General features: G+C 38.5%; 23 protein-coding genes. 12 read left to right on the top strand and 11 right to left on the bottom strand.

The window, feature by feature from the left end:
* The first annotated feature begins 69 nt into the window (after positions 1–69).
* A complete protein-coding gene (locus LV92_RS16040) occupies positions 70–918 on the top strand; it encodes a universal stress protein (protein ID WP_111624630.1) in 849 nt (282 codons plus the stop codon).
* A 232-nt stretch (positions 919–1,150) separates the two neighbouring features.
* The gene (gene trxB, locus LV92_RS16035) at positions 1,151–2,119 is read left to right on the top strand and encodes a thioredoxin-disulfide reductase (protein ID WP_111624629.1); all 969 of its coding nucleotides are present in this window, start codon (positions 1,151–1,153) and stop codon (positions 2,117–2,119) included.
* A 162-nt stretch (positions 2,120–2,281) separates the two neighbouring features.
* Here the strand turns inward: trxB and LV92_RS16030 are convergent, their stop codons facing one another.
* Positions 2,282–2,728, bottom strand: coding sequence for a hypothetical protein (locus tag LV92_RS16030; RefSeq protein WP_111624628.1), 447 nt, complete (start codon positions 2,726–2,728; stop codon positions 2,282–2,284).
* Between the two features lie 250 nt (positions 2,729–2,978).
* Between LV92_RS16030 and LV92_RS16025 the strand changes: the two genes are divergently transcribed.
* Positions 2,979–6,101: a SusC/RagA family TonB-linked outer membrane protein gene (locus LV92_RS16025; RefSeq protein WP_111624627.1), complete on the top strand. Its 3,123-nt coding sequence runs from the start codon at positions 2,979–2,981 to the stop codon at positions 6,099–6,101.
* 11 nt (positions 6,102–6,112) lie between these two features.
* Positions 6,113–7,594 (top strand): SusD/RagB family nutrient-binding outer membrane lipoprotein, encoded by a 1,482-nt coding sequence (locus LV92_RS16020; protein WP_111624838.1) that lies wholly within the window; start codon positions 6,113–6,115, stop codon positions 7,592–7,594.
* A gap of 57 nt (positions 7,595–7,651) precedes the next feature.
* On the opposite strand, the gene LV92_RS16015 is transcribed toward LV92_RS16020, so the two are convergent.
* The 6 genes from LV92_RS16015 to LV92_RS15990 all read right to left on the bottom strand — a co-directional run bounded on the left by LV92_RS16015 (position 7,652) and on the right by LV92_RS15990 (position 13,413).
* The gene (locus LV92_RS16015) at positions 7,652–8,710 is read right to left on the bottom strand and encodes a PLP-dependent aminotransferase family protein (protein ID WP_111624626.1); all 1,059 of its coding nucleotides are present in this window, start codon (positions 8,708–8,710) and stop codon (positions 7,652–7,654) included.
* Positions 8,710–9,720 (bottom strand): dipeptide epimerase, encoded by a 1,011-nt coding sequence (locus tag LV92_RS16010; protein ID WP_111624625.1) that lies wholly within the window; start codon positions 9,718–9,720, stop codon positions 8,710–8,712. The genes LV92_RS16015 and LV92_RS16010 overlap by 1 nt, the downstream gene beginning before the upstream one ends.
* A 123-nt stretch (positions 9,721–9,843) precedes the next feature.
* Positions 9,844–10,569 (bottom strand): head GIN domain-containing protein, encoded by a 726-nt coding sequence (locus LV92_RS16005; RefSeq protein ID WP_111624624.1) that lies wholly within the window; start codon positions 10,567–10,569, stop codon positions 9,844–9,846.
* Positions 10,570–10,714: 145 nt separating this feature from the next.
* Complete coding sequence (locus tag LV92_RS16000; RefSeq protein WP_111624623.1) at positions 10,715–12,466, bottom strand: PspC domain-containing protein; 1,752 nt, start codon at positions 12,464–12,466, stop codon at positions 10,715–10,717.
* Between the two features lie 3 nt (positions 12,467–12,469).
* Positions 12,470–12,805 (bottom strand): PadR family transcriptional regulator, encoded by a 336-nt coding sequence (locus LV92_RS15995; protein WP_111624622.1) that lies wholly within the window; start codon positions 12,803–12,805, stop codon positions 12,470–12,472.
* Between the two features lie 125 nt (positions 12,806–12,930).
* On the bottom strand, positions 12,931–13,413 hold the full coding sequence (locus tag LV92_RS15990; RefSeq protein WP_111624621.1) for a DUF4870 domain-containing protein: 483 nt from the start codon (positions 13,411–13,413) through the stop codon (positions 12,931–12,933).
* A 256-nt stretch (positions 13,414–13,669) separates the two neighbouring features.
* Here LV92_RS15990 and LV92_RS15985 point away from each other — a divergent pair, with 256 nt between their 5' ends.
* From LV92_RS15985 to LV92_RS15960, 6 genes are all read left to right on the top strand, one after another.
* Entirely contained in the window at positions 13,670–14,125 is a 456-nt protein-coding gene (locus tag LV92_RS15985) for a DUF4442 domain-containing protein (protein WP_111624620.1), read from the top strand.
* 221 nt (positions 14,126–14,346) lie between these two features.
* Positions 14,347–15,135, top strand: a complete 789-nt coding sequence (locus LV92_RS15980; protein WP_111624619.1) for a cation transporter — start codon at positions 14,347–14,349, stop codon at positions 15,133–15,135.
* Positions 15,136–15,166: 31 nt separating this feature from the next.
* Positions 15,167–15,964 carry a TIGR00266 family protein gene (locus LV92_RS15975; RefSeq protein ID WP_111624837.1) on the top strand — a complete coding sequence of 266 codons (798 nt, stop codon included), beginning with the start codon at positions 15,167–15,169 and terminating at the stop codon, positions 15,962–15,964.
* 47 nt (positions 15,965–16,011) lie between these two features.
* Positions 16,012–16,665: a DUF2461 domain-containing protein gene (locus LV92_RS15970; protein ID WP_111624618.1), complete on the top strand. Its 654-nt coding sequence runs from the start codon at positions 16,012–16,014 to the stop codon at positions 16,663–16,665.
* 123 nt (positions 16,666–16,788) lie between these two features.
* On the top strand, positions 16,789–17,379 hold the full coding sequence (gene nudK, locus LV92_RS15965) for a GDP-mannose pyrophosphatase NudK (RefSeq protein ID WP_111624617.1): 591 nt from the start codon (positions 16,789–16,791) through the stop codon (positions 17,377–17,379).
* Positions 17,380–17,394: 15 nt separating this feature from the next.
* Positions 17,395–17,904, top strand: coding sequence for a peptide-methionine (S)-S-oxide reductase (locus LV92_RS15960; RefSeq protein ID WP_111624616.1), 510 nt, complete (start codon positions 17,395–17,397; stop codon positions 17,902–17,904).
* On the opposite strand, the gene LV92_RS15955 is transcribed toward LV92_RS15960, so the two are convergent.
* Positions 17,898–19,226, bottom strand: a complete 1,329-nt coding sequence (locus LV92_RS15955; RefSeq protein ID WP_245946406.1) for a D-alanyl-D-alanine carboxypeptidase/D-alanyl-D-alanine-endopeptidase — start codon at positions 19,224–19,226, stop codon at positions 17,898–17,900. The genes LV92_RS15960 and LV92_RS15955 overlap by 7 nt on opposite strands.
* Before the next feature lie 87 nt (positions 19,227–19,313).
* On the opposite strand from LV92_RS15955, the gene LV92_RS15950 reads away from it, so the two are divergent.
* Complete coding sequence (locus LV92_RS15950; RefSeq protein ID WP_031443636.1) at positions 19,314–19,511, top strand: hypothetical protein; 198 nt, start codon at positions 19,314–19,316, stop codon at positions 19,509–19,511.
* 139 nt (positions 19,512–19,650) lie between these two features.
* Positions 19,651–20,046 carry a lipocalin family protein gene (locus LV92_RS15945; RefSeq protein WP_111624614.1) on the top strand — a complete coding sequence of 132 codons (396 nt, stop codon included), beginning with the start codon at positions 19,651–19,653 and terminating at the stop codon, positions 20,044–20,046.
* Here the strand turns inward: LV92_RS15945 and LV92_RS15940 are convergent, their stop codons facing one another.
* The 3 genes from LV92_RS15940 to LV92_RS15930 all read right to left on the bottom strand — a co-directional run bounded on the left by LV92_RS15940 (position 20,047) and on the right by LV92_RS15930 (position 24,016).
* Entirely contained in the window at positions 20,047–20,985 is a 939-nt protein-coding gene (locus LV92_RS15940; RefSeq protein WP_111624613.1) for a LysR substrate-binding domain-containing protein, read from the bottom strand. It abuts the gene before it with no gap.
* Positions 20,986–21,119: 134 nt separating this feature from the next.
* Positions 21,120–22,580: a TolC family protein gene (locus tag LV92_RS15935; RefSeq protein WP_111624612.1), complete on the bottom strand. Its 1,461-nt coding sequence runs from the start codon at positions 22,578–22,580 to the stop codon at positions 21,120–21,122.
* A 65-nt stretch (positions 22,581–22,645) separates the two neighbouring features.
* The gene (locus LV92_RS15930; RefSeq protein WP_111624611.1) at positions 22,646–24,016 is read right to left on the bottom strand and encodes an ABC transporter permease; all 1,371 of its coding nucleotides are present in this window, start codon (positions 24,014–24,016) and stop codon (positions 22,646–22,648) included.
* Between the last annotated feature and the right edge of the window lies 1 nt (position 24,017).

Below are 24,017 nucleotides of genomic sequence, written 5' to 3'. Positions count from 1 at the left end.
AAGTATTATATGAACTGCATAACACGGACTTACTTTTGCCATAATTTATTATAAATAAATAACGAAGAGATGAAAAATATTCTGATTCCCACTGATTTTTCCGACAATGCCTATAAAGCTATTTCCTATGCAGTTCGTTTGCTTAAAGATGAGAATTGTAACTTTTATTTTTTGCACACCTATACTCCTGCTATTTATCAGTCCGAGTATTTATTGCACAGTCCGGGACAATTGGGGTTGGGGGATATTTATCGTACAGATTCCGAAACAAAATTGGATGGTCTAAAATTAAAGGTCATTTCTGAATTCAATAACCCGAAACATCATTTTAAGACCTATAGTGCCTTTAGTGTTCTGATGGAGGCTATTGATGAACTGGTAGAAAGTAAAAAAATAGACCTTTTAATTATGGGAACCCAAGGGGCTACTGGGGCAAAAGAAATATTTTTAGGCAGTAGTACAGTGCATACCATAAAAAGGGCAAAATGCCCTGTATTGGCCGTACCTTTTGATTTTGATGTTAAGATGCCCACAAAAATTCTATTTCCAACCGACTATGAAATAGAATACAATTTTGAATTGATAAAGCAGGTATTGTTCATAGCCAAGGTGCATAAATCAACGTTGGATATTTTGCATGTACGATCCAGTTATGAGCTCAACGAAGAGCAGAAAAAGAACAAGAACACATTGGGTCATTTACTTTCGGAAACGAAACATAAATTTCATGAACTGCCCGATCAAGGTATCATAGAAGCCATTAATAGTATTCAATCCGAGTTGCATCCCCAAATGTTGGTAATGGTAAAGAACAAGCACAGCTTTTTGGAGAATCTTTTTTTAAAACCGGTAATAAATCAAATTGGTTTTCATTCAAGTATCCCTTTTATGGTTTTACCTTATCACTTGTTAGGATAGATAAATTAAGTAATATTAGTGAGCTTATATATTTCCCTTAAGGCAATGACAGGTTTCTTTCTTAAATAAACCTATTCCCAATTTTGCAACAAAAAGGAACATTTCCGTTACAAGGGTAGCATCCATAGTTTAAACAACTAGTTTTATAATAACTTTTTATAACTTTTCACTTAAGTTTTTTATTGAAAATCCTACTTTTGCTTTCTAACAAGTATAATAGAAGCTTTTTATTATGGCAGATAAAGTAGAGCGTTTAAAAACGTTGATTATTGGTTCGGGACCTGCAGGCTATACTGCGGCTATATATGCATCTAGGGCAGATTTAAAGCCGGTGTTGTACACTGGAATGGAACCAGGTGGACAATTGACTACGACAACAGAGGTGGATAACTTTCCTGGATACCCAGAAGGAATTGACGGACCTACAATGATGATTCAACTACAGCAACAGGCCGAAAGATTTGGTACTGAGGTCCGTATTGGTATGGCTACCGCTGTTGATTTTAGCGATGAAGTTGGTGGAATACACAAGGTTACCATAGACGATAGCAAGGTTATAGAAGCGGAAACCGTAATTATTTCCACAGGGGCAACGGCGAAGTATTTAGGTATCCCTAGTGAACAAAAGCTTCGTGGTGGTGGCGTTTCGGCATGTGCCGTATGTGACGGCTTTTTTTATAAAGGACAGGAAGTAGCTATTGTGGGGGCAGGGGATACTGCTGCTGAAGAGGCTTCTTATTTGGCCAATATATGTAAAAAAGTGACTATGTTGGTACGAAGGGACGAAATGCGTGCTTCAAAGGCTATGCAGCATAGGGTGAACAGCTTGGACAATATTGAAATTCGTTATAATACGGAAGTAGATACCGTTTTGGGTGATCAGGTAGTGGAAGGTTTAAGAATGGTGAATAATGTTACCGGAGAAAAAGAAGACATCGCCATTACAGGATTGTTTATTGCAATTGGGCATAAACCAAATACCGATATTTTTAAGGGACAACTGGAAATGGATGAAACTGGGTATTTAATTACCCAAGGTAAAACTACCAAAACTAGTAAGCCTGGCGTTTTTGCGAGCGGCGATGTCCAGGACAAGGAATATAGACAGGCTGTTACTGCTGCCGGTACCGGCTGTATGGCAGCACTTGATGCGGAACGATATTTGGCGACCATTGAAAGTCATCAAGAAGTTTCGTCCTAGACGATATTTGAAATAGGAGGTCTAAAATTCAATAAATCACTTGAATTATGGGCAATGGAAAAAGATCTGTGCACGGAACTAAGTTCCAAGTACAGATCGTTTTTTTAGTCATGGGGCGTAAATTTTTTATACCTCACTAGAAAGTCATACTAGAACCTAATTCTAGTTTAGACGTTTGTAGTTTTCAGAATTTATTCGGTTTCCATCCGCGTCTACAAAGATCTGGCTGTATTTATCCCCCTCCAATTGGAGCTCCATATGCCATTCCATATTTTCATTGGCAACTTTTTTCATGGATGCGGACATATACTCCAATTTTTCGGTCAAGGTACTATCTGTGGCTTTATAAGAGCCATAACCAAACCATTCAATGGAATCTGTAGGGACATATCGGGTCCACATTACCTTTCCATTATAATACATTTTAATTTGACGGTAGCCATCGGTTGGTGGTATGGTCTTTACAACATCGTTACCATCGTAATTGTTAAAACTTACTAATTCCCAAGTACCTTCCAGGGTTTTGGGGTTTTGAATTTTTGTGGATGCAATTTCGGTCGCGGATACCAAAAACAACATCAAGAAAACTATTCCAAGTATTTTTTTCATGGCGATTCTGTTTATGAGTTTAGATACTAATAAGTTACGACTTTTTTAGAATATTAACATATGAAACTGAGAATATGTTAAAAAAATCTTATTAAAAAGAATTAAATAATAGCAGTTAATAGTCTTGGTTTTGTGACAAAAACTTTGAGAAGTAGGGTTATTATTGTATAAATCACATTTCGTTCGGACATTGTTTGATTTTTATGATTTTTTTATGACTTTTAGCTCAGATTAATAAAAACAAACTAATATGATACAAAAACTATTGTTGTTGTGTACCTTCATGCTCACTTGGCATGGCTTTGCACAAAATGTTTCCGGTAACGTAATAGATGAAAGTGGTTTGCCACTTCCAGGAGTTACCGTTTTAATTGTTGGGACCAATACAGGTACCACCACTGACTTTGATGGTAATTTTGTAATTGCTGCCAAGCAGGGCGATATTGTGCGTTTCTCCTACTTAGGAATGAAATCGCAGGATATCACGGTTACATCAAATGCCGAATTAAGTATTGTCTTATCGGAAGACGCCAGTGCTTTGGACGAAGTAGTGGTCACGGCCTTTGGTGTGGAGAAGAAACAAAAATCCCTGGGATACTCCGTAACCCAAGTTAACACCGCAGACCTAAACCTGGCAGGGCAATCAAACCCCATGGAGAGTTTACAAGGTAGGGTTGCAGGGGTTCAAATCAATAGAACCTCCGGATCCTCAGGTGGTGGTGTGGATATCTTGATAAGGGGTATTACTTCCGTTAACCCAAGTAGGAGCAATCAACCGTTAATTGTTGTTGACGGGATTGCCCTGAACAACGATACCTTTTCTGGAGAGGTAAGACCCAGTGCAGGGTCCAATTCCGCTAGTAGTTCCGAACAATTTGCTTTTTCCAATAGGGCCGGGGATATCAACCCTGAGGACATTGAAAGTTTCAACGTACTTAAAGGAGCTGCCGCAACCGCATTGTACGGTGTAAGGGCGTCCAATGGGGCCATTATTATTACAACAAAAAAAGGTAAACAAGGGAAGGCCAAAATTAATGTAACTGCTTCAACAACCTTTAGGGATATACAAACAACACCTTCATTGCAAACTACCTATAGGGAAGGATTTAGTGGTGCTCCTAGGACACTTTACGATCCAGATTCAGAAACCGGTTTCAATAGGGTACAGAATGCTACCTCTTTTTATAGCTGGGGACCCAGATATTCTGATGATTCCTATACGCTGTCCAACGGTACAGTGGTCGATTTAACAGGAGATAAATTTTACAGTCCCTACGATATTTTTAGGACTGGCTTTAATTCCCAAGTAAACGTAAGTATTAGTGGCGCCAATGAAAAGTTGGATTATTTCTTTTCTATGGGAAAAGACCAAGAGGATGGGGTTCTTCCAAACACAGATTACGGCAAGAATAATTTTAGGTTAAAGGCAGGCTATAAGATTTCTGATAAATTGACATTAAATTCTTCTATAGCCTACACAAAATCTGGCGGACGTAGGGCCAATGGAGGGGATAAATCTGTTATGAGTGCTCTTTCCTATTACTCAGGGACCTTTCCAATAAACGACTATATGAATGCCGATGGTACCGAAAGGGATTATTCTTTTGGGATAATTGACAACCCTAGGTATTTAATGGAAACAAGTAGCCTTATTGATAATGTAAATAGATGGATAGGTAATGCCACCCTGAACTGGAAACCTAAGGAATGGGTAAACGTTACCTACGCTGCCCAAATAGATAATTATTCCGACCAAAGAAATAGATATGTCGGTGCAGATCTTGATGGTGGTTCACAGGTTGGTGGATTTGTTTTAAATCAAAACATCAATTTTACCGGTTTGGAATCTAACCTTTTGGTTGCATTTACCAAGGATTGGTCGGACGATTTTACTACAGACCTAACATTGGGGCATCAGATTTCCGATTCTAAAAGGGACTATGCCCAAGCTAGAGGTGAAGGTTTGAACGTTCCCGGAATTAACGAAATAGGAAACACCATTAATTATTTCGTGGATAACAGTATTACACAATTGCGTAACGTTGGTGCTTTTGGAGAATTGAAATTAGGTTACAAGGATAAATTGTTCTTGACGGTAACAGGCAGAAATGACTGGTTGTCTACCTTGCCCAAAGAGAATAGATCGTTCTTTTATCCATCCGCAAGTTTGGCCTATGATGTTTCCGATGTATTTGGAGATAATGATGTCTTTACTTTTGGTAAACTTAGAGCTTCCTGGGCCGAGGTTGGTAAAGGACCCGGTTTTGGGGATGTTGGCCAATATTTTGTAGTGGATGGGGACTTTCCTTTTGGTGGTGCCGGTGGATATAGAAGAAGTAGCTTATTGGGAGATTTGGATATAGTTCCGGAACGTAACCAATCCACAGAATTTGGTGCGGATCTTAGATTTATGAAAGATAGGATCAGATTGGATTATGCCTACTACAAAACACGTGTTAAAGATCAAATATTCACCGTTGGAACCGCTTATTCTTCCGGACTTTCAGGAATTACAAGGAATGCAGGGGATTACGAGGTATTTGGACATGAATTGTTGGTTAGTGCGGACATCATTAGAAGTAAGGATTTTAGATGGGAATTGATTCTTAACTGGTCTACTAGTGAAGGAAAGGTGTTGGAAATCCCCGAGGATATTGAGTCCATCATTTTTGCTGATTCTGGGTTTGCCGGAATTACTTCGGAAATAAGGGCCGGTGACAAAATGGGGAATCTTTACGGATATAAATGGAGGTACGAAGATGGTCAACGGTATTTGGATGCCAATGGATTTCCAGAAATAGTGACCGATGAGAGGGTAAAGGTAGGCAATGCCTTTCCAGACTTCATTTCTTCCTTGGGCAGTAATTTAAAATGGAAGGGAATTGGATTCAATTTCTTATTGGAATATAAGGAAGGAGGCGATCTGTATGATTCAGGACTTAGAAATTCTATTAGAAACGGTAATCCCTTAAGTACTTTGGTCAGGGATGAAGAGGTGGTCTTGGAAGGAGTAATGGACAATGGCAGTGGAGGTTATACTAATAATACCACACCAGCTTTGATAGATGAAAATTACTATAGGAATTCAAATGTCTATAACAGGGCGTCAGAAGTATTGGTACAGGATGCATCTTGGGTTAAATTGCGCAATGTTAGTTTGTCTTATGACATGGACAATAAATTTACCAGGGACCTTAAAATGGAGAAGCTAAGTCTTTCTGTTAGTGCATCCAATATTCTTGTATGGACCCCATTTGATGGTTATGACCCAGAAGGAAACCAGTATAGTGCTGGTAGCAACGTTTATGGTTTTACAGGACTTAGTGTTCCGTTGAGCCAAAGCTACTCTTTCGGTCTAAATATTTCATTCTAAATATGATAAACATGAAAAACAATATTATAAAAACAGGAATTTTATCACTTCTATTAGTTGCGCAGATTTCGTGTAGTGATGATTATTTTGATGTAAATACTCCTTCCAATACAGCAACTTTGGAGGAGTTGAGAATGCAGGATCTAATCGCGCCGGTGATTCATAGCACCATGGAAGGTCAGCGATCTGCCGAATTGGCTTTTGGAAATTATGTGCAGAATTTTGTATCTACCGGGGGTGGAGCTGCCGGACAGACAGAAGCAAGTGGTTTATGGAGTCAGGTTTACCTTTATATTTTACCTAATCTTAAGGCGGTTAAAGAGAAGGCTGCTGAGAGCAACGCCGCACATATTGGTGCTATATCGGATATTCTAATTGCAGTAAATCTTGGAATAGCTACCGATACTTGGGATAATATACCCTATTCGGATGCTACGGACGGCCCGGACAATAATTTTCCAACTTTTGATACCCAAGAGTCGATTTACACGGAAATATTCACACTACTAAATTCGGCTATCAGTGCATTGGAAGGTCCTGATAACTCAGGCTTTAATTTGGGAAGCTCGGACCTTATTTACGGGGGTGATTCCGATCAATGGTTAAGGGCTGCCTACACCATTAAAGCAAGATATCAGTTGCATTTGGTAAATAAAGGTACTGTTACTGCCAATGAAGTTTTAACTTCAATTGCCAATGGTTTTACTTCAAATGACGATAATTTTGAGATGTCGTACAATGAGAAAAACATCAACCCTTGGTATTCTGCAGAAATTTTGGCAAGGTCTACAGGTAACTTAAGCAACGATATTGCCAGTCAGTTGGTGAGTTCTATGAACGGGGATTATTACCCATTTGAAAGCGCAGCGCTTACCATAGACCCTAGACTGCCTTTGTTCGCCGAAAATGATGACGAAGCAGAGTGGAAAGGTTTTGTGAGTGGTGGAGCCGGAGTAGCTCCAGACGGTAGCGATGCCAACACCGGTTTTAAAACCGATGGTTATTATACCAGCGTAGATTCACCTCTATTACTGATCAGTTATGCCGAAGCCAAATTTATTGAGGCAGAGGCGGCTTTTTTGGCTAACGGAGGCAACACCACAAGTACAGGTTCTAGTGCCGAAGCGTATACCGCCTATTTGGAAGGTATCCAGGCAAGTATGGATATGTATGATGTGGATGGCTCCGATTATTTGGCCGATGGGGCCATAGCTGTGGGTGAAGCAGGTCTAATGTTGCATCATATCATGAAGGAAAAATACATAAATAACTTTTTAAATCCAGAGACTTTCGTGGATTATAGAAGATATGATTTTTCTGCGGATGTATTCACTGGTCTACAAATGAGATTGGAGGAAGCAAGTGATGACAGCGAGTATTTTGGACAGTGGTTCAGAAGGGCCATTTACCCTTCAACCGAGTTAAATAGAAACGAGGCCAATGTTGTGGCCAACCAGCAATCCCCAGTTACCCCAGTATGGTGGGATAATTAATTTTTTAAAAGGGACCTATAAAACAGAACGGCCATCCAATTGGATGGCCGTTTCGTTTTATAAATAGGAATTAATAATATTACATAATAAAAGGATATCCTCCTTTTTATGATGGGCACTTATTACAATTCTGCTCATAAGGTGGGAATCCTCATCTGGATAACGAAAACTGGTCACCAAAACATTTTGCCGTTCCAGGTAATTGACAAGCTTTTCATCTGTGAAGCTGAAGGCAGGGTGACCCTCCATGAATTTAAATCTATCCAAAGTTTTAACATTGGACTTGAATAAGTTTATATTATTGATTAGGGTTTCTCTTTTTTCAAGAAAGAGTGCGTTTCCGTCCATAAGACAGGCAACAGCCGCAGGTGATGCCGGACTTGCCCCGCCAAAAAAAGGAGTGTCCGTGAACTTCTCAATTCTTTTTACAGTTCCAAAAATGGACCCTGCTTGAATCCCGAACCCTTTTCCCAACGAACAACAAACAATAAGTTCCTTAGGATTTAATTTCATTAACCTACGAAAAACACCTCCACCATTTTCACCTACAATTCCAATTCCATGGGAATCGTCTACCACCAGAATAATCCTTTCCAAAGGCAGTGTTCGTAATCCCTCAAAATCGGGATAATTGGCACCGGAAAAATCAATGGCATCCAAAAATACCACCGGTGTAATTTCTTGATTCGTTTCCAAATGGGCTCTAATAGCTATGTTCAAGGCCGTGAAAGTGATATATGGTTTTAGCTTTGTGGATGGAGTAGGGGAATAGAGGGCAGAATGGGTATTGGGGGCATAGAACATTCTATGTTCCTTGGTGTCCATAGTTTGCCTCACCAGTTGCCCTGCCAAATAACCAGAAGATAAAATGGTACTAGATTCACAACCGACCAATTGGGATAAATATTCTTCTGCTTTTTCAAAAACGGAAATTCTTACGTTCGATTTTCTGGAAGCTCCATAATTGGTGCCGTATTTCCTGATATTGGAAATAAAGATTTCCTGAAAAGTTTCGTCGGTCTGCAGCCCTAGATAAGAAGTGCCTCCAAAATACAAAAACTTCTTACGGTCCACCTCCAATTCCCTTCCCGGGAAACCATCTGTATAAATAGTCATCAACGTAAAGTTATTCCGCTTCCTCCTATAGTAGGAAAGATTACTTTGCCCTTTTCCTGAATGATCACCCCGTCGGCAATATCTTCTTTCAACAACATGGCGCCATCCATATCCACATAATCCAATTGTGGAATTAGTTGTGCAATGGCCGAAATACCAACAGTGGATTCGGTCATACAGCCCACCATTACCTGTAGATTCAATTCCTTGGCTCTTTTGATCATTCGCCTTGCCGGGGTAAGGCCACCACATTTTGTTAATTTTATGTTGATTCCATTAAAATGAAGCGCGCATTTCTCCACATCACTTTCCACTATGCAGCTTTCATCGGCTATTACGGGTAGGACGCTTTGGTGCATTACCGCTTCCATTCCTGTCCAATCATCCGCTTTAAGAGGTTGCTCCAAAAACTCAACTCCCAAATCTTTCAATAAGGGGGCGTTGGCAATGGTTTCCTCCGCCGTCCATGCACAATTGGCATCTACTCTGAAAATGGCATCGGTATGTTTGCGCAATTCCCTTATAATCTCGACATCATTATCGGTGCCCAGTTTAATTTTATATATAGGCCAGGGCATTTCTTTCATCTTGTCCACCATTTTCTCAATGGTATCCAGTCCAATGGTATAATTGGTGATGGGATAACTGCTGTTGTCCGTATTCCATATTTCATATAATGGTTTGCCCAGTATTTTTCCATACAGATCGTTGGCGGCAAGATCCAATGCACAAATAGCAAAATTGCTCAAGTTTTTGGATACCAAGAACGCATGGAAGGCCTCTGGTTCCTTAAAATTGAAACCTTCTATTTCCTCCCTGACCTTTTCAATCTCCGACTGCATGGTTTCGAAGGTTATTTTATAGTAGGGATTGGATGTTGCTTCGCCATAGCCCGTTTTACCATCCAGTTCCAGGGCAACGATCATAGAATCTTGAAAATCATGGGATTCCCTGGAAATACTGAAAGTATGTTTTAACGGAAGTACATATTTTTTGATCTTTATTTTCATAACAATATTTATTGAACGAATATAAAGAAAGATGATGTATTGGAAAATGAAAACCCACTGAAATCTCAATGGGTTTTACAAATTTTAGGACAGTTGATTTTTTATTAAAACAAGGTCTGGCTTTTATAAGGCACTGACACTTCCTGAGCTCGATTTTGTATGTTCTACTTTCGCATTTCCGGTGTAGCGTATGTCACCCCCGCTACTGGCTTTTGCAATTAAGGATTCGGATGCATTTACGGTAATTCCGGCCCCACTACTGGCATTGGCACTACATTTGGCAGAGCTTAAATTTTCGGCTTTTATTCCCGAGCCACTACTGGCATTACCGTTAAATATTTCTGTTTCTCCTGCCACTCTTATATGGGCTCCACTACTGGATTCCGCAATGACATTGTATGCCTTGAGTTCTTCAATTTGAAGATTGGAACCACTGCTGGAGCTCAATTCAATATTTTCGGCCTCTATGGCATTCATGGTAGATAGGCCGGCACCGCTAGAAGTTTCCATGGCTGTGATGACAGGTAGTGTAACATAAACTTTTTTGGTAGCCCTACCAATATTTTCAATGGCATGAATCCTTAAGGTTCCATTTTTGATATCGGTCCCGATCAGGTCTATAATATTTTCGTCTGCCTCAACTACAATTGCGAAATCACAGCCTTGGGTGATAAATGCATCCAAGCCTTCAGATACAGAAATAGCAGTGAAATCGGAAGTCACCCTGCGGTTGTCTTCTTCAACAATTCCATTTCCTTTTTTGCCAGATCCGATATTGATATCGAAGCCGCAGGAAGAAAATAGGATTGCCAAGATTAGTGTGATGGTAATTCTTGCTAGTGTTGTCATGATTGTTGTTTTTTGAGTCTTGTAATGAACTCTTGGGGGGCTGAGTATTTCAAGGATTGATTAATGTTACTGTTTTATGGTTTGCTTAAAATTATTATTTATGATTCTATGGCCACATTATAAATTACTGAGTTGTTAAAAGAACCTACTGAACAGTATCCTTTTTTAAATCGGTACTTTTGGTTTCGTTGGTTTTGAACTGTACGCCCTTGTCGTCTATTTTAAGTTTAAAATTGTCTCCATTGCCTTTGAAGTCAATATCCACCCCATCTTCATTAATTATAATTTTGCCATCATTATCGTCATCGACTTCTTCAATTTCAGGACAGTTTTCACATTTCAACTCACCATCCTTATTCAGCATCCAAGCATACTTCGTTATTTCACAACCGTTCATATTCTGGTCATTATTGGCCCTGATTGTCCAACAGTTTTCTGGAGATTTTCCGAATTCCACTTGGGTTCCCATAGGGAGGTATAAATACACCCTAACATCTTGATCTCTAAATTTGTTCTCTCTACCAGTTGTTAAAAAATCGTCTAAGAGAATGGTGTTGCCTTGGACCATATAACTGTAGTTGATCTTTGCAGCTGTCTCTGTAGCATTTTTAAAGGAATTGCCATTGGCGTTTTTCCTCACTTCAATACGCGCTATTGAATCGTGCGACATTTTTATGTACATACGAAAATCGCGTGAAATGAGAATTTCCTCCCCATTTTCAGTATAATCCAATACTATCCCATTAATGTGCATGTTATTTTCCTGTTTGTCCCTGTCCGTTGACCTTAAGTTTAACGTAATCGGTTCTGAAGGTTGGGCAAAAATCAGCTCATTTTCAGTGGCTACATTACCCGAGTAAGCATGCGCAGCGGCTTGGTGTATACCAAAAACTGTCAATAAGATTATAGAGATCAGCCACAACCCCAACAGTGTAAATTTTACAATATTGCCGATAGATTTTAAATTGTTCACCAAAATCTTTAGGCCTAGGTACATTAGGAAGAAAAAGGGAATTCCAATAGCGAAAAAAGCGAGTATTGAAACAACCCATACTGGAGTACTGGTGGAGTTGACAAGATTATAAAAGTCTACTCCGGGCAGATGTATTATATCCAATATACCTACAGTAAAAAGGCCTATCAATAGCGCAACTATTCCGGCAGCACCAGTAATTATTAAGATTATTCCGATAAATTTACCAATGATCTTAAAAAAGAACATAATAATATCGGCAATGGCATTGAAGAAACCACGGCTACCATTTTTCACCTTATTTCCCACTTTTTCATAGTCCACATTCTTAACCTTTTCCGCTACATCGTCAAAACCTTCCTTTACTTTTTTTTCAATATTACTAATGTTAACCGCTTCTCCGCGCATATCCAATTTCTGGGCTGTGGTTACAGCCTCGGGAATTAAAATCCATAGAAGTATATATATAAATACAAATCCTCCCCAGCTAAATATGGTCAGTAGAATCCACAATAATCTAACCCAAAGGGCATCTATTCCAAAATAATGTCCTAGACCGGCAGAAACACCCCCTATATACTTATTGTCTATGTCCCTGTATAATTTTCTTACCCTACCCGATTTTTTTGTTGAGTGGGGTTGGTCTTCAAAAATGTCCTCGTCAACCATGTAATCCTCTGGTTGTCCCATTATCCCAATTACCTCGTCCACTTCCTTTTCGGTAATTACCTGTCTTTCGTTCTCCATTTTTTCATGGAACAGTTCGGCAATTCTGGCCTCGATATCCGCTATGATCTCTTCGCTACCATTGGTATTGGCAAAGGATCGTTTTATGGCCTCTAAATACCGTTGTAATTTAGTGTAGGCTACTTCATCTATGTGAAAAAATAAATTGGCCAGATTTATATTTATTGTCTTGTTCATTTTTTAACTTTTTTTTGTTTTGGTAACAAGGTTCGTTGCATTTCTTAGTTCATCCCAGGTGGTATCCAATTCCTTTAGGAATAGTTTTCCCGTTTCTGTTAATGTATAATACTTTCTTGGGGGTCCAGAAGTGGATTCTTCCCAGCGATAGTTGAGCAATCCTGCATTTTTTAGTCTTGTGAGCAAGGGATAAATGGTCCCCTCTACCACCAGCATTTTAGCATCTTTTAAGGTGTCCAGGATTTCGGAGGTGTACTTGTCCTCCCCATTGAGAACGGAAAGTATGCAGTACTCCAAGACTCCCTTGCGCATTTGCGCTTTTGTGTTTTCAATATTCATAATTACATGATTATAATAATTTTACTGTTCGTTTTTTTGATGATCGCATTGCAGCATTTTAATTTTGATCTGATTGATGAATAAACTCTCGAAATTAGTGTGATGAGTACTAATTGTATTATGCATTATTTAATAAATGGTATGCTTATCGGATATTTAAAATCTATGCCTTCACTGGTACGAATAGTAGCCAAGATGGTATAAACTATATTTACCAAGAACAGTCCCAACTGTCCAGCACCGGCTATTCCCAATGGCCAAAGCCATTTTCCCAGTTGGAATGGATGAAAGTCGAAGTCGAAATTAAGACCGTTAAATTCGTTAAAACTGGCAAAGTTGAAATTGCCCAAATGAAATATTTCCGGTATAATACCTATAAAAAAAGGAATAGTGAAAATACCCAGGATGATGGAATATAGTAGCAGACTGATTTGAAAATTCAAAGCCTGTTTGCCATTTTGGTCCACGAAGTCATGATTCTTTTTATTCGCTGTCCAAAGTATCAAGGGTAGTAGGAAATTCCCAAAAGGGATAAAATATTTGGAAAAGGTGGAGGCGTGTATTACTGCCGCCAAATTTTTTTCGTGTTTGCTAAGTGTTTCGGTCATTGCTTTGTAATTAGTGTTCCCAATGGAGGATTTTATTGGTCTTGGTTAAAACAGTTTTCGGTCGGATTTAAAACTATATTTCGGTGCTAAACCGGACCATTTTTATAGACTGATCTTATTAAGCCTAATAACTTCTTATGCAAATATATATCTAAAAGAAGGTACTATGCAAAACAAAGTACTAAAAATTAACAATATATTAACAATTGTCGGTTCGTGCATTTTATATACTTTTGATATAAATTAAACCACAGCTATGGCTTCCGATGCAAGTAAAATTAACATGTTCAGCTTTTTTAAACTCCCCTCCGTATGGTGGACAGGAGTACGATTAAGGTACATTGATGAAAAAAAGGCAATTGTAACCGTTAGGCATAGATGGATCAATCAAAATCCGTTTAAATCTTTGTTTTGGGCAGTTCAAGGGATGGCAGCTGAGTTGACCACCGGAGCTATGGTCATGAATCAGATCAGAAAAAGCGGAAGGAATATTTCCATGCTTGTAGCCAATAACAATGCTAATTTTTCAAAAAAAGCGACTGGTAAAATCACCTTCACCTGCGAGGAGGGCCACCTTATAGTGGATGCTATTAAAAAAACCATAGAAACCGGTGAAGGGCAGACCGTTTGGATGAAATCGGTCGGGGTCAACGAAGATGGTATTGTAGTTTCTACCTTTAATTTTGAATGGACCCTTAAAGTGAAGGGGTAAGGTATTAATTGTTTAATGTACCCAATAATTAATGTAAAGATGTACCAATAGATCAATTTACCAATTACTCAATGCACCATTGTAACAAAACTGTTTTTTTTGATACTTATGGTCTGAAAAAAAAAGATTAAGGTTATAGCAAAAACCACGAAATTAACTAACGAATAACATTTGATTTTGAAGCAGATTTGTTCTAGGTAAGTGACTCCGATAATGTTCTAATGAAAAAAACAGTATTTGAAATAACTAAAATGGATTGTCCTTCGGAGGAAAATCTTATCCGAATGAAATTAGATGCAATTCCCAGTATAAAACATCTCGACTTTGACATTCCGAATCGAAAATTGGCTGTTTTTCATGATGGACAAGCTGACCAAATAGAGACATTAATACTTGAACTGAATTTAGGTGGGCAAAAGTTAAAGACCGAAGAAACCGATCAAACACAATTTGAAGAAAATTCAAATCAAAAAATATTACTGTGGACAGTTCTTTCCATAAACTTTCTTTTTTTTATTATCGAAATGACTACCGGGTTAATTTCCAAATCCATGGGACTTGTAGCCGATAGTTTGGATATGCTTGCAGACTCATTTGTTTATGGAATTAGTCTTTTTGCGGTGGGCGGTACTTTTATAAGAAAAAGACGAATTGCCAAACTTGCCGGTTATTTTCAAATTCTGCTTGCGGTTATAGGATTTGGGGAAGTTTTGAGGCGTTTTTTCGGGGCGGAACAACTTCCTAATTTCACGACAATGATAATGGTTTCGGTTTTTGCTTTAATTGCAAACGGAATTTGTCTTTACTTACTTCAAAAATCAAAAAGTAAAGAAGAAGCACACATGAAAGCAAGTATGATTTTTACTTCAAATGATGTAATTATCAATTTAGGGGTTATTGTGGCTGGACTTTTGGTTAACGTGCTAAACTCCAACAAACCCGACTTGATTATCGGAACTATTGTTTTTATTTTGGTAATACAAGGCGCAAGACGAATATTAAAACTCTGAAACTAGTAATATAAACAATAAGATGAATAGTATGAACGCACACGAAATAGACTATGTAATTTACGGGGAGGAAATGCAATATGTGGAAATAGAATTGGATCCACAGGAGGCCGTTGTGGCCGAAGCAGGCAGTTTTATGATGATGGATTCCGATATTAAAATGGATACCATTTTTGGTGATGGTTCCAATCAGGATACTGGGGTCTTGGGTAAACTATTCTCGGCCGGAAAACGTTTGCTTACAGGCGAAAGCCTATTTATGACGGCATTTTTAAACATAGGTCAAGGTAAAAAGCAGGTAAGCTTTGCTTCGCCTTATCCCGGAAAAATTATTCCGATAGACCTTAGTGAGTTTCAGGGAAAATTCATTTGTCAGAAGGATGCTTTTTTGTGTGCGGCAAAAGGTGTTTCTGTGGGAATTGAATTTTCAAAGAGATTGGGCCGCGGTCTATTTGGAGGTGAGGGATTTATCATGCAAAAATTGGAGGGTGACGGAATGGCCTTTGTACATGCTGGAGGAACGACCGCAAAAAAGGTACTTGGCCCGGGCGAAACCTTAAAAGTGGATACTGGCTGTATCATTGGTTTTACCAAGGACGTGGATTATGATATAGAATTTATAGGGGGAATCAAAAACACCATCTTTGGGGGGGAGGGGCTTTTTTATGCCACCCTACGTGGTCCTGGTACGGTATATATTCAATCCTTACCTTTTAGCAGATTGGCGGGTAGGGTCCTGGCTTCAATCCCAAGAGGAGGAAAAGATAAAGGGGAAGGTAGTATTTTGGGCGGCCTTGGTGACCTTTTGGACGGGGATAATCGATTTTAATCAATATATAGCCTTCTTCATTTATACATTACAATCTATACTCGAGAATGAATTTTCAAGCCTTATTTCAATTTCTTACAGAACTTAATCAGAATAACTCTAAGGAGTGGATGGATAACAACCGAAAATGGTACAAGGAGGTAAGGAAAGATTATATAGCATGGTTGGATGAATTGGATCTGGCCCTTGCGGCTGTGGACAATGAATATTTTGGGACTCCAGGTAAAAAGGGAATAAATCGTATTAATAATAATTTGATGTTCCATCCCCAAAAACCCATTTATAAGGACCATTTTGGAGCAGGGTTGGACAAGGCACCCAATACGGCTGACTTTTATATTGAGATAGGGCTTGGTCAGTCCATGTTGGCCGGCGGCTTTTGGAGGCCGGACCCAAAAACTCTGCGCAGTATACGCGAGGCCATTGATTACGATGGAGAGGAGTTTAAAAAAATTCTGAACAAAAAGTCATTTAAGGATACTTTTGGGAAATTGGTGGTGGATGAAACTCTAAAGAATGCGCCCAAAGGATTTTCTAAGGACCATCCACATGTAGAACTGTTACGACATAAAACCTTTGCTGTTATGCATCCCCTTTCACTAAAAGAAATATTACAAGATGATTTTAAGGAGAAGGTGATCTCGGTTTATATGGAAATGCTTCCCTTTAGACGGTATTTGAACAAGGCGGTTACTGTTTAAGGTCTAGTCATAACTTACATCATGTAACTATAAATTTTGTTGGGGATATTAAATCCTATTTTTTTACCGATTACAAGGGTCTAAAAATCCCTAGCTTTGTATATAAACAAGAACCTCCCAGTAATGAACAACAAAAAAGTAAGAAACATAAACAAGCAGTTACTGTCGGATAACTGGTACAAACTTGAAAAGATAACTTTTGAATATCAAAGAGAGGACGGAAGCTGGGAGGCGCAATCCCGAGAAGCCTATGATCGAGGAAATGGTGCTGCCATTTTGTTGTACAACAAAAAGAACAAAACGGTCATACTTACCAGACAGTTTAGGATGCCCACCTATATAAATGGCAATGACTCCGGGATGATGATAGAAGTTTGCGCTGGATTATTGGATGGTGACCATCCCGAAGACTGTATAAAAAAGGAAACTGAGGAAGAGACAGGTTATAAATTGGAGAAGGTAGAGAAAGTATTTGAATCCTATATGTCGCCTGGTTCCGTAACCGAGATCCTTTATTTCTTTATTGGATCATATGAAGAAAAAATGAAGATAGGCGAGGGGGGTGGTGCCGAGGAAGAGACGGAAAATATTGAAGTCTTGGAGTTGGACTTTGAAAAAGCTATGGAAATGATACGTACCGGTAAAATTAAAGATGCCAAGACCATTATGCTATTGCAATACGCTAAAATTAATGGGTTATTTTCCAACAACTAATACGACCAACCAATTATGGAGACTAATCAGAGAATTGCCTTTGGTGGTGGCTGCCACTGGTGTACCGAAGCCGTTTATAAGTCCTTAAAGGGGATAATAAGCGTAGAACAGGGTTTTGTAGCTTCGGATGGGGAGGAGTCATCCTTTTCAGAAGCTGTAATAGTTAGTTATGAGCCAAGTGACATAAGTCTGGAGGATTTGATTTTGATACACCTTTATACCCATAAATCGACTTCTGACCATAGCATGCGTAAAAAATATCGCTCTGCCATTTATACTTTTGAGCCTCTGGATGGCGAAAGATCTGTCATGGCATTACAAAAATTTCAGGAGAATTTCAAAGATTCCTTGGTAACCAAAGTCCTGTCGTTCAGGGAATTTAAAATTTCCGATAAAGCCTTTCAAGATTATTATTATAAAAATCCATATAAGCCATTTTGCAAAACCCATATTGCCCCAAAAATCGAGTTGTTATTGTTGAAATTTGCGGATAAAGTAGATCATAGTAAGGTCTTGAATCAATAATTGTCCCTGATCATTTCAAAAATAGATTCCATATGCTGTTTTACCTCACTATTGCTCTTGGTAAAATGGTTGTTCATAAAACTAAATATTAAAGTTTTTCCAGACCGCGTTATTAGATATCCACTAAGGCAATAATTATTGCCAAGTGATCCGGTTTTAGCGTAAATATATGGGCGGTCATCACCATCAAACCTTCCTTTTAAAGTCCCGGTAAGGCCCCCAACGGGGAAAAAGTTGAATAAGCGTTCCCTTGGTATTTCTTGGTACATTTTATTCAATACATAGACCATTGTTCCAGGTGTAAACAAATTGTATCGTGAAAGCCCGGAACCATCTACCCATCGTGGTGGTTGTTCAAGTTCCTGTAAATAATTGTCCAAAATATTTTTTCTGGCCTTAGCACTATTTAGGGTGTCCGAAAGGGTAGAGGAGCTTAAAATTAATAATTGTTCTGCTAGAAAATTATCACTTACCTCCATCATTCTCTTATACAGGGAATCCGAAGAAACACTGTACAATTGCTGTTTTTCCACATTAGGCATCTTTTGTACAATATTGACCTTTTTAAGTAAGACTTCTTCCAATAGGCTTTTTGTAAGTGTGCTATCTATCATAAAAGGACTCTCCAAGGTATCATTTCTCTGAGGGTCATAATAAAAGGTGTTGCTGTACAATTCCCTATTTACTCCATAACTAATGGGCACTACTTGGTTTTTGAAATGTTCTGGGGTAACCTCCAAGTTCCCGTTATTGGTAATGGTTACAACATTGCCGTATAAGGGAAAACTATTTCTTTCTGGACTAAAATAGAGGTCATAATCCTCCCATGCCCAACCTGGACCGTACCTACTTTCTTCAAAATTATTTAGATAAAGGGATACGTTCTTATAGTTCGTGGCAAATTGTATTGCGGTACTGTCACCAAAATAGGGATGCAACAAAGTTGGGTCGCCCGTGCCTTCCATATATAAGGTGTCATTTTTAACAATATATTTTAGGGCAGGGATTTTATCGGGCAAGGTTTTAAGGGAAGTATACAGGGTAATTATCTTGGTATTGCTTGCAGGAGTAAAATATTTTTGGCTATTATGGCTATACAAGGTGTCTTTTGTTACAGGGTCATAAACTAATAGGCCCTGAAAGTAATTGTTGGTGGTTTGTGAGCTTATTTGCTGGTTAATACTCTTATTTAACCTACTGTTGTTTAGTGTTTTACATCCTATTAAGCTTATTGAGGCGCCAACCAAAATTAGCTGTCCAAGAATCCTCTTTTTTTTTGAAAAAGGCTTTTGAAATGGTACGTTCATCGACTTTAACATCATTTTATCTATTATTTAACGGAAAGACGGCAATAATATATACCTTTTATTGGTTATCTTAGTCCAAGCAACCTAAAATTATTTTGAAATATGGCAAGAGCTATGTTAGAGTACACCAAAACCGTACTGCAAAAGGTTAGTTTCGATACAAAGTTATTTTGCAAAGAACTAGAAAAAGCAGTAACTAGACTATTACCATTTGAAATAGAAGAATTAAAACTCTGGTTAAAGCAATTTATTAATGACAAACCAGAACTACAACAAAGCCTTCTTTATTTAAAAGCATAGATATAAGCCACCTTCATAAGGTGGCTTTTTTTTATGCTTTAATGAGTGTAACTTTGTTTTTTAAGACTTCTTACCTTTAAGGACAACTATTTAGGCTTTTTCAACCGTATATAATGGCGGACCCCCAATATTATATATAATGAAACAATTAACCTACGTATTTGTCCTATTCCTCCTCAGTTGTGGGAAGGATGAAGATACCCTACCTCTTATTACCAATGAACTTTTAGGAAAATGGCAATTGGAAGCCACCAAAATTAGCCCTGGCGATATAGTTGAAAATTGGACCGCAGTAATGAACGGACCCATTTTTGAATTTAAGGCCAATGGTTCCTATACTCACAATGAGAAGGCTTGTGGCGGTATTGTTAATGGAATTTACAGTACCAATGAAAGTGTTTTAACCTTGCGATATCACTGTGAAAATAATGCAATAGAAACCAATTTTAATATGACTTTTGCTGACGGGCGATTAGTACTATCCAATGTGGGCTGTATTGAGGAATGTTCCTATAAATATCGAAAAATGGAATAATTATTTGTTTAACGGACTAATAATTTTTACATCCTGAAAAGCAATAGCACCTCTTACTACACTGGCAATAACATCATATAAGGCTTCTGTTATTTGTATTTTCAGCTCGCTTTTATGGTAAATAAGACTTACTTCCCGAGCAGGTGAGGGATTTTTAAAGAATTTTAGGTTCTGCTTCTTTTTGTCATCCAGTTCAATGGTGTTAAGGAAGGGTAGGAGAGTCATGCCCAATCCTTCATTGGATAGGTTGATTAAAGTTTCGAAACTACCGCTCTGCAATTGAAAGTGCTCTTCCTCATAATTTTTAGAGGCATTACACAAATTTATGACTCCATCCCTAAAACAATGTCCGTCCCTTAAAAGTAGAACATCTGCAATTTCCAAATCTTCAGGTACTAATTCCGATATTTTACCCAGTCTATGATTAGGAGGTACATACCCCACAAAAGGTTCGTAATATAGTGGACGTTCCTTAATGAATTCGATTTCCAAGGGCGTAGCCGCAATTGCTGCGTCAATATGGCCATCTTGCAGGTTACGGATCAAATTTTCCGTGTTCTGCTCTTTAATGATCAGGTTTACTTTGGGATATTTTTTTATAAAGGTCCTCAGGAACATGGGCAATAAGGTGGGCATAATGGTAGGAATGATTCCAAGGGTAAACTCACCGCCTATAAAACCTTTTTCCTGATCTACTATATCCTTTATGCGATTGGCCTCGTTGACAATATTCTTGGCCTGGGCAACTATTTTGGCCCCCACCTCTGTTATGGTAATGGGCTTTTTACTCCTATCAAAAATTAATATGTCCAACTCGTCCTCCAATTTTTGGACCTGCATACTCAATGTAGGTTGGGTAACAAAGCTTTTTTCGGCCGCCAGGGTAAAATTCTGGTACTCGGCAACGGCTAGTACATATTGCAACTGTGTAATGGTCATGAAGTATTATTTAAAGTGATAAAATTATGAAAACTATAAACAAAACCTATAAAGTTTGAACCTTAGTTGTAAAATCTTATGAGAATGCCATATTTGGACGGGACTATATAAAATAAGTTATTGCCATTAAGGTCTTAATCGAAAATAATCTTTTCCGGTTCTATCTTTTTGTCATTGATAAAATCATAGAGCGTTAGTTTTCTTAAAGTATAGTAATCCGTCCAGAAATTTTGCAAAGAATTCAGGTAATCAAGTTCTGCCTTGTCTTTTTCCTGTTGCGCCAAATTTAGATCCGTAATTGTGATTTTCCCTAGTATATATCGCTCTTTAGTAATTTGATAGCGCTTTATGGCGATCTCTTTCGCTTTTTCCGAAGTAGCTAGAAAATCCCTTTTGCTGGACCAATTTAAAATATGTAGGTATATTTCCTGTTCAAAGGCCTGTTGTTCCTGCTCAATATTTGTTTCTACCAGACCTAGATCGGCCTCTCCCATTTTTCTTCTGGACTTGGATACTCCCCAATCGAAAATGGGAATGCCCAGGGATACGGAGACATTCTGTTGTCTATCGAAGTCTTGGAAAAGGGCGTCATAATCATCTGCACGTTTATTTAATCCAAAATTGGCATTGACATTAATTTCCAATCTATTGGTACCTTTTATTTCTGCAAGGTTTCTTTCTGCTTCCAAACGCCTCCTTCTAAATTCTATAACGGATTTTCTGTTATTGGTAGCCTCATCCAGGGCAGTCTGCACACTTACTTCAAAATCTACCAATTTCTCTGGAATGAACAGTTCTATATCTTCAGTTTCTAGTTCCAGATAGCGGGCCAAATTTTGTGAAGTCCTTTTTAGGGAAATGGTGTTGCTAGTAACTTCATTTTTTGAATTTAGATGCCCAAGTTCCATTTGTAACAATTCGTTCTCAGCTATTTTTCCAATCTCAAACCTTCCTTTGGCAATCTGCAATAAGGTATCTTGGGTTGCTAAATTATTCTGGGAATTTTTTAATCTCATTTGCGCGGTTAAAAGACCAAAATAACGTAGGCAACTACTTAAGGAAATATCTTCCATACGTTCTATGAATTCGCGTTTGGATTCCTCAAACTTTAAAGGTTCTATTTGCCGGTCCCATTTATACGGATTAAAGAACAGGGAATTCTGATAGTAATTTATGGAAAATGGTGTTAGGGAGTAATTACTGGATTCAATGTCACCATAACGATCCACTCGTTGTAATCTGGAAATTAGGGAAAAGTCTCCACCTGTAAATGGCACTTGCTGGGTAATGGCAAGTTGCACATCAATCCTGGACTGATTTTGATTTACGAAAATATCCTGTCCCTCATCATTGGTAATCCTTTGAATGGAATTGGAGTAATCCGGTACAGTAGCAATTAATCTAAATTGGGGCAGAAATTCGGCCATATAGGTCCTGTATTTCCAATAGCTGGCTTGGGATTGGTTTAGGACGGCTTGGTATTCGGGGGAGTTTTTTTTCGCCATTTCTATGGCCTCCGTTAGTGTTAGCTTTTTGGACTGTCCCAGGACAATAAGGTTTGAACATAGGAATAACAACACAATACATTTTTTCATTTTGGACTATTTTGATTGATAAAATGGGGGAGGGTAAAGGTTATAGATGTTATCTGGAAAATTTTCTATTCACGTCTTATGGCTTCTATTGGATTTTTGTTGGCAGCTGATTTTGCAGGTAGCACTCCAAACGCAAGCCCTATAAAAGTGGCTACAAAAAAGGATAAAATTATGGAGTTCAATGAAAGGATGGTTTCTATGCCCGTGGCCAGTTCCAATCCATATGATGCTACAATTCCCAATATTATTCCTATTATACCTCCGCCCAAACTAATGAGGACGGATTCTGACAAAAATTGTAGAATTACGTCTTGCTTGGTGGCGCCAATGGCCCTCATGATGCCTATTTCCTTTGTCCGTTCCAATACAGAGGCCAACATAATATTCATTATGCCAATACCACCTATTAGAAGGGATATCCCGGCAATTACGCTGAGTACAATATTGAATATCTGCTTCGTTTTCTGCTGCTGTTTTAGTAGTTGTATAGGGATGGTAATTTCAAAATCCAAAACGTCGTTATGTTTCCTTTTAAGAAGTTTGCTCAATACTTCTGCGGTTGATTTAAGTTCGTTGGAATTGTTCACCTGTACGGTCAATTTGTCCAATTGATGGTAATTGCCCCTAGGTATCCTCTTCTTAGGTCCATTATTCTCCCCACCTATGTAAATCATGCCTCCACCACTAAAGTCGATAGGTTCGTCCGATATGATCTTTCTATCCTTATACCTGACCAAGAAGGTCTTTACGGGAACATAAATATCTTGATTCAAATCTCTGATGCCCAGGTTTTCCTGTGCTTTTTCCGAAATAAGTTTTTCTTCGATTATTCCTATTACCTGTAGCCAAACGTCCTTTACCTTTATTTGCTTGCCAATGGCACTCTCCCCCGGAAATAATTTCTTTTCCACTTTCTCTCCTATTATGCAGACCGATGCGGCATTTATAACATGTTCCTCTGAGAAGTTACTGCCTTTTCCTATATGAATATTGGAAGTCTCAAAAAAGGAATTGGTGACTCCTATTAATTTCACCGAATTCTGCCTTCCTTTATTGATTACATAGGTCTCCAGGATTATTTCTGGACTGATGGCTTTTATGGTAGGAATATTATTTGCTATACTGGCTACATCCAAGAGATCCAATCCTTTTGAAAATCTAGTTATTTCTTTGGTCCCTTCGTCTTCTTCGCTGGCGTTTTCGTCTTCCTCGTCGGGTATGGGTGTGACCACAATGTTGTTGACGCCGACCAGTTCCAATTGCGCCAAAATTTCCTTTTCGGCCCCATTCCCAATAGAGAGCATAGTAATTACGGCTGCAACGCCAAATATGATTCCTAAAGCCGTTAAAAAAGTTCTAACCTTGTTGATTGTTACCACGCGAATGGCTTCCCTGAAATTAGAGACAATCTGTTCTAGAAGTATCTTGTCTATCATG

The organism is Arenibacter echinorum (assembly GCF_003259375.1).
GTDB lineage: Bacteria > Bacteroidota > Bacteroidia > Flavobacteriales > Flavobacteriaceae > Arenibacter > Arenibacter echinorum.
This window is presented reverse-complemented; position numbering and strand designations above follow the sequence as displayed.

Excerpts from the sequence above, each read along its gene's own strand:
- LV92_RS16025 (WP_111624627.1), top strand. The coding sequence starts at position 2,979 with ATGATACAAAAACTATTGTTGTTGTGTACCTTCATGCTCACTTGGCAT.
- LV92_RS16020 (WP_111624838.1), top strand. The coding sequence starts at position 6,113 with ATGAAAAACAATATTATAAAAACAGGAATTTTATCACTTCTATTAGTT.
- nudK (WP_111624617.1), top strand. The coding sequence starts at position 16,789 with ATGAACAACAAAAAAGTAAGAAACATAAACAAGCAGTTACTGTCGGAT.
- LV92_RS16005 (WP_111624624.1), bottom strand. The coding sequence starts at position 10,569 with ATGACAACACTAGCAAGAATTACCATCACACTAATCTTGGCAATCCTA.
- LV92_RS15955 (WP_245946406.1), bottom strand. The coding sequence starts at position 19,226 with ATGATGTTAAAGTCGATGAACGTACCATTTCAAAAGCCTTTTTCAAAA.
- LV92_RS15940 (WP_111624613.1), bottom strand. The coding sequence starts at position 20,985 with ATGACCATTACACAGTTGCAATATGTACTAGCCGTTGCCGAGTACCAG.
- LV92_RS15935 (WP_111624612.1), bottom strand. The coding sequence starts at position 22,580 with ATGAAAAAATGTATTGTGTTGTTATTCCTATGTTCAAACCTTATTGTC.
- LV92_RS16015 (WP_111624626.1), bottom strand. The coding sequence starts at position 8,710 with ATGACTATTTATACAGATGGTTTCCCGGGAAGGGAATTGGAGGTGGAC.
- LV92_RS15985 (WP_111624620.1), top strand. The coding sequence starts at position 13,670 with ATGGCTTCCGATGCAAGTAAAATTAACATGTTCAGCTTTTTTAAACTC.
- LV92_RS15990 (WP_111624621.1), bottom strand. The coding sequence starts at position 13,413 with ATGACCGAAACACTTAGCAAACACGAAAAAAATTTGGCGGCAGTAATA.
- LV92_RS15945 (WP_111624614.1), top strand. The coding sequence starts at position 19,651 with ATGAAACAATTAACCTACGTATTTGTCCTATTCCTCCTCAGTTGTGGG.
- LV92_RS15970 (WP_111624618.1), top strand. The coding sequence starts at position 16,012 with ATGAATTTTCAAGCCTTATTTCAATTTCTTACAGAACTTAATCAGAAT.
- LV92_RS15975 (WP_111624837.1), top strand. The coding sequence starts at position 15,167 with ATGAACGCACACGAAATAGACTATGTAATTTACGGGGAGGAAATGCAA.
- trxB (WP_111624629.1), top strand. The coding sequence starts at position 1,151 with ATGGCAGATAAAGTAGAGCGTTTAAAAACGTTGATTATTGGTTCGGGA.
- LV92_RS15980 (WP_111624619.1), top strand. The coding sequence starts at position 14,347 with ATGAAAAAAACAGTATTTGAAATAACTAAAATGGATTGTCCTTCGGAG.
- LV92_RS16030 (WP_111624628.1), bottom strand. The coding sequence starts at position 2,728 with ATGAAAAAAATACTTGGAATAGTTTTCTTGATGTTGTTTTTGGTATCC.
- LV92_RS15930 (WP_111624611.1), bottom strand. The coding sequence starts at position 24,016 with ATGATAGACAAGATACTTCTAGAACAGATTGTCTCTAATTTCAGGGAA.
- LV92_RS15995 (WP_111624622.1), bottom strand. The coding sequence starts at position 12,805 with ATGAATATTGAAAACACAAAAGCGCAAATGCGCAAGGGAGTCTTGGAG.
- LV92_RS16000 (WP_111624623.1), bottom strand. The coding sequence starts at position 12,466 with ATGAACAAGACAATAAATATAAATCTGGCCAATTTATTTTTTCACATA.
- LV92_RS15950 (WP_031443636.1), top strand. The coding sequence starts at position 19,314 with ATGGCAAGAGCTATGTTAGAGTACACCAAAACCGTACTGCAAAAGGTT.
- LV92_RS16040 (WP_111624630.1), top strand. The coding sequence starts at position 70 with ATGAAAAATATTCTGATTCCCACTGATTTTTCCGACAATGCCTATAAA.
- LV92_RS15960 (WP_111624616.1), top strand. The coding sequence starts at position 17,395 with ATGGAGACTAATCAGAGAATTGCCTTTGGTGGTGGCTGCCACTGGTGT.
- LV92_RS16010 (WP_111624625.1), bottom strand. The coding sequence starts at position 9,720 with ATGAAAATAAAGATCAAAAAATATGTACTTCCGTTAAAACATACTTTC.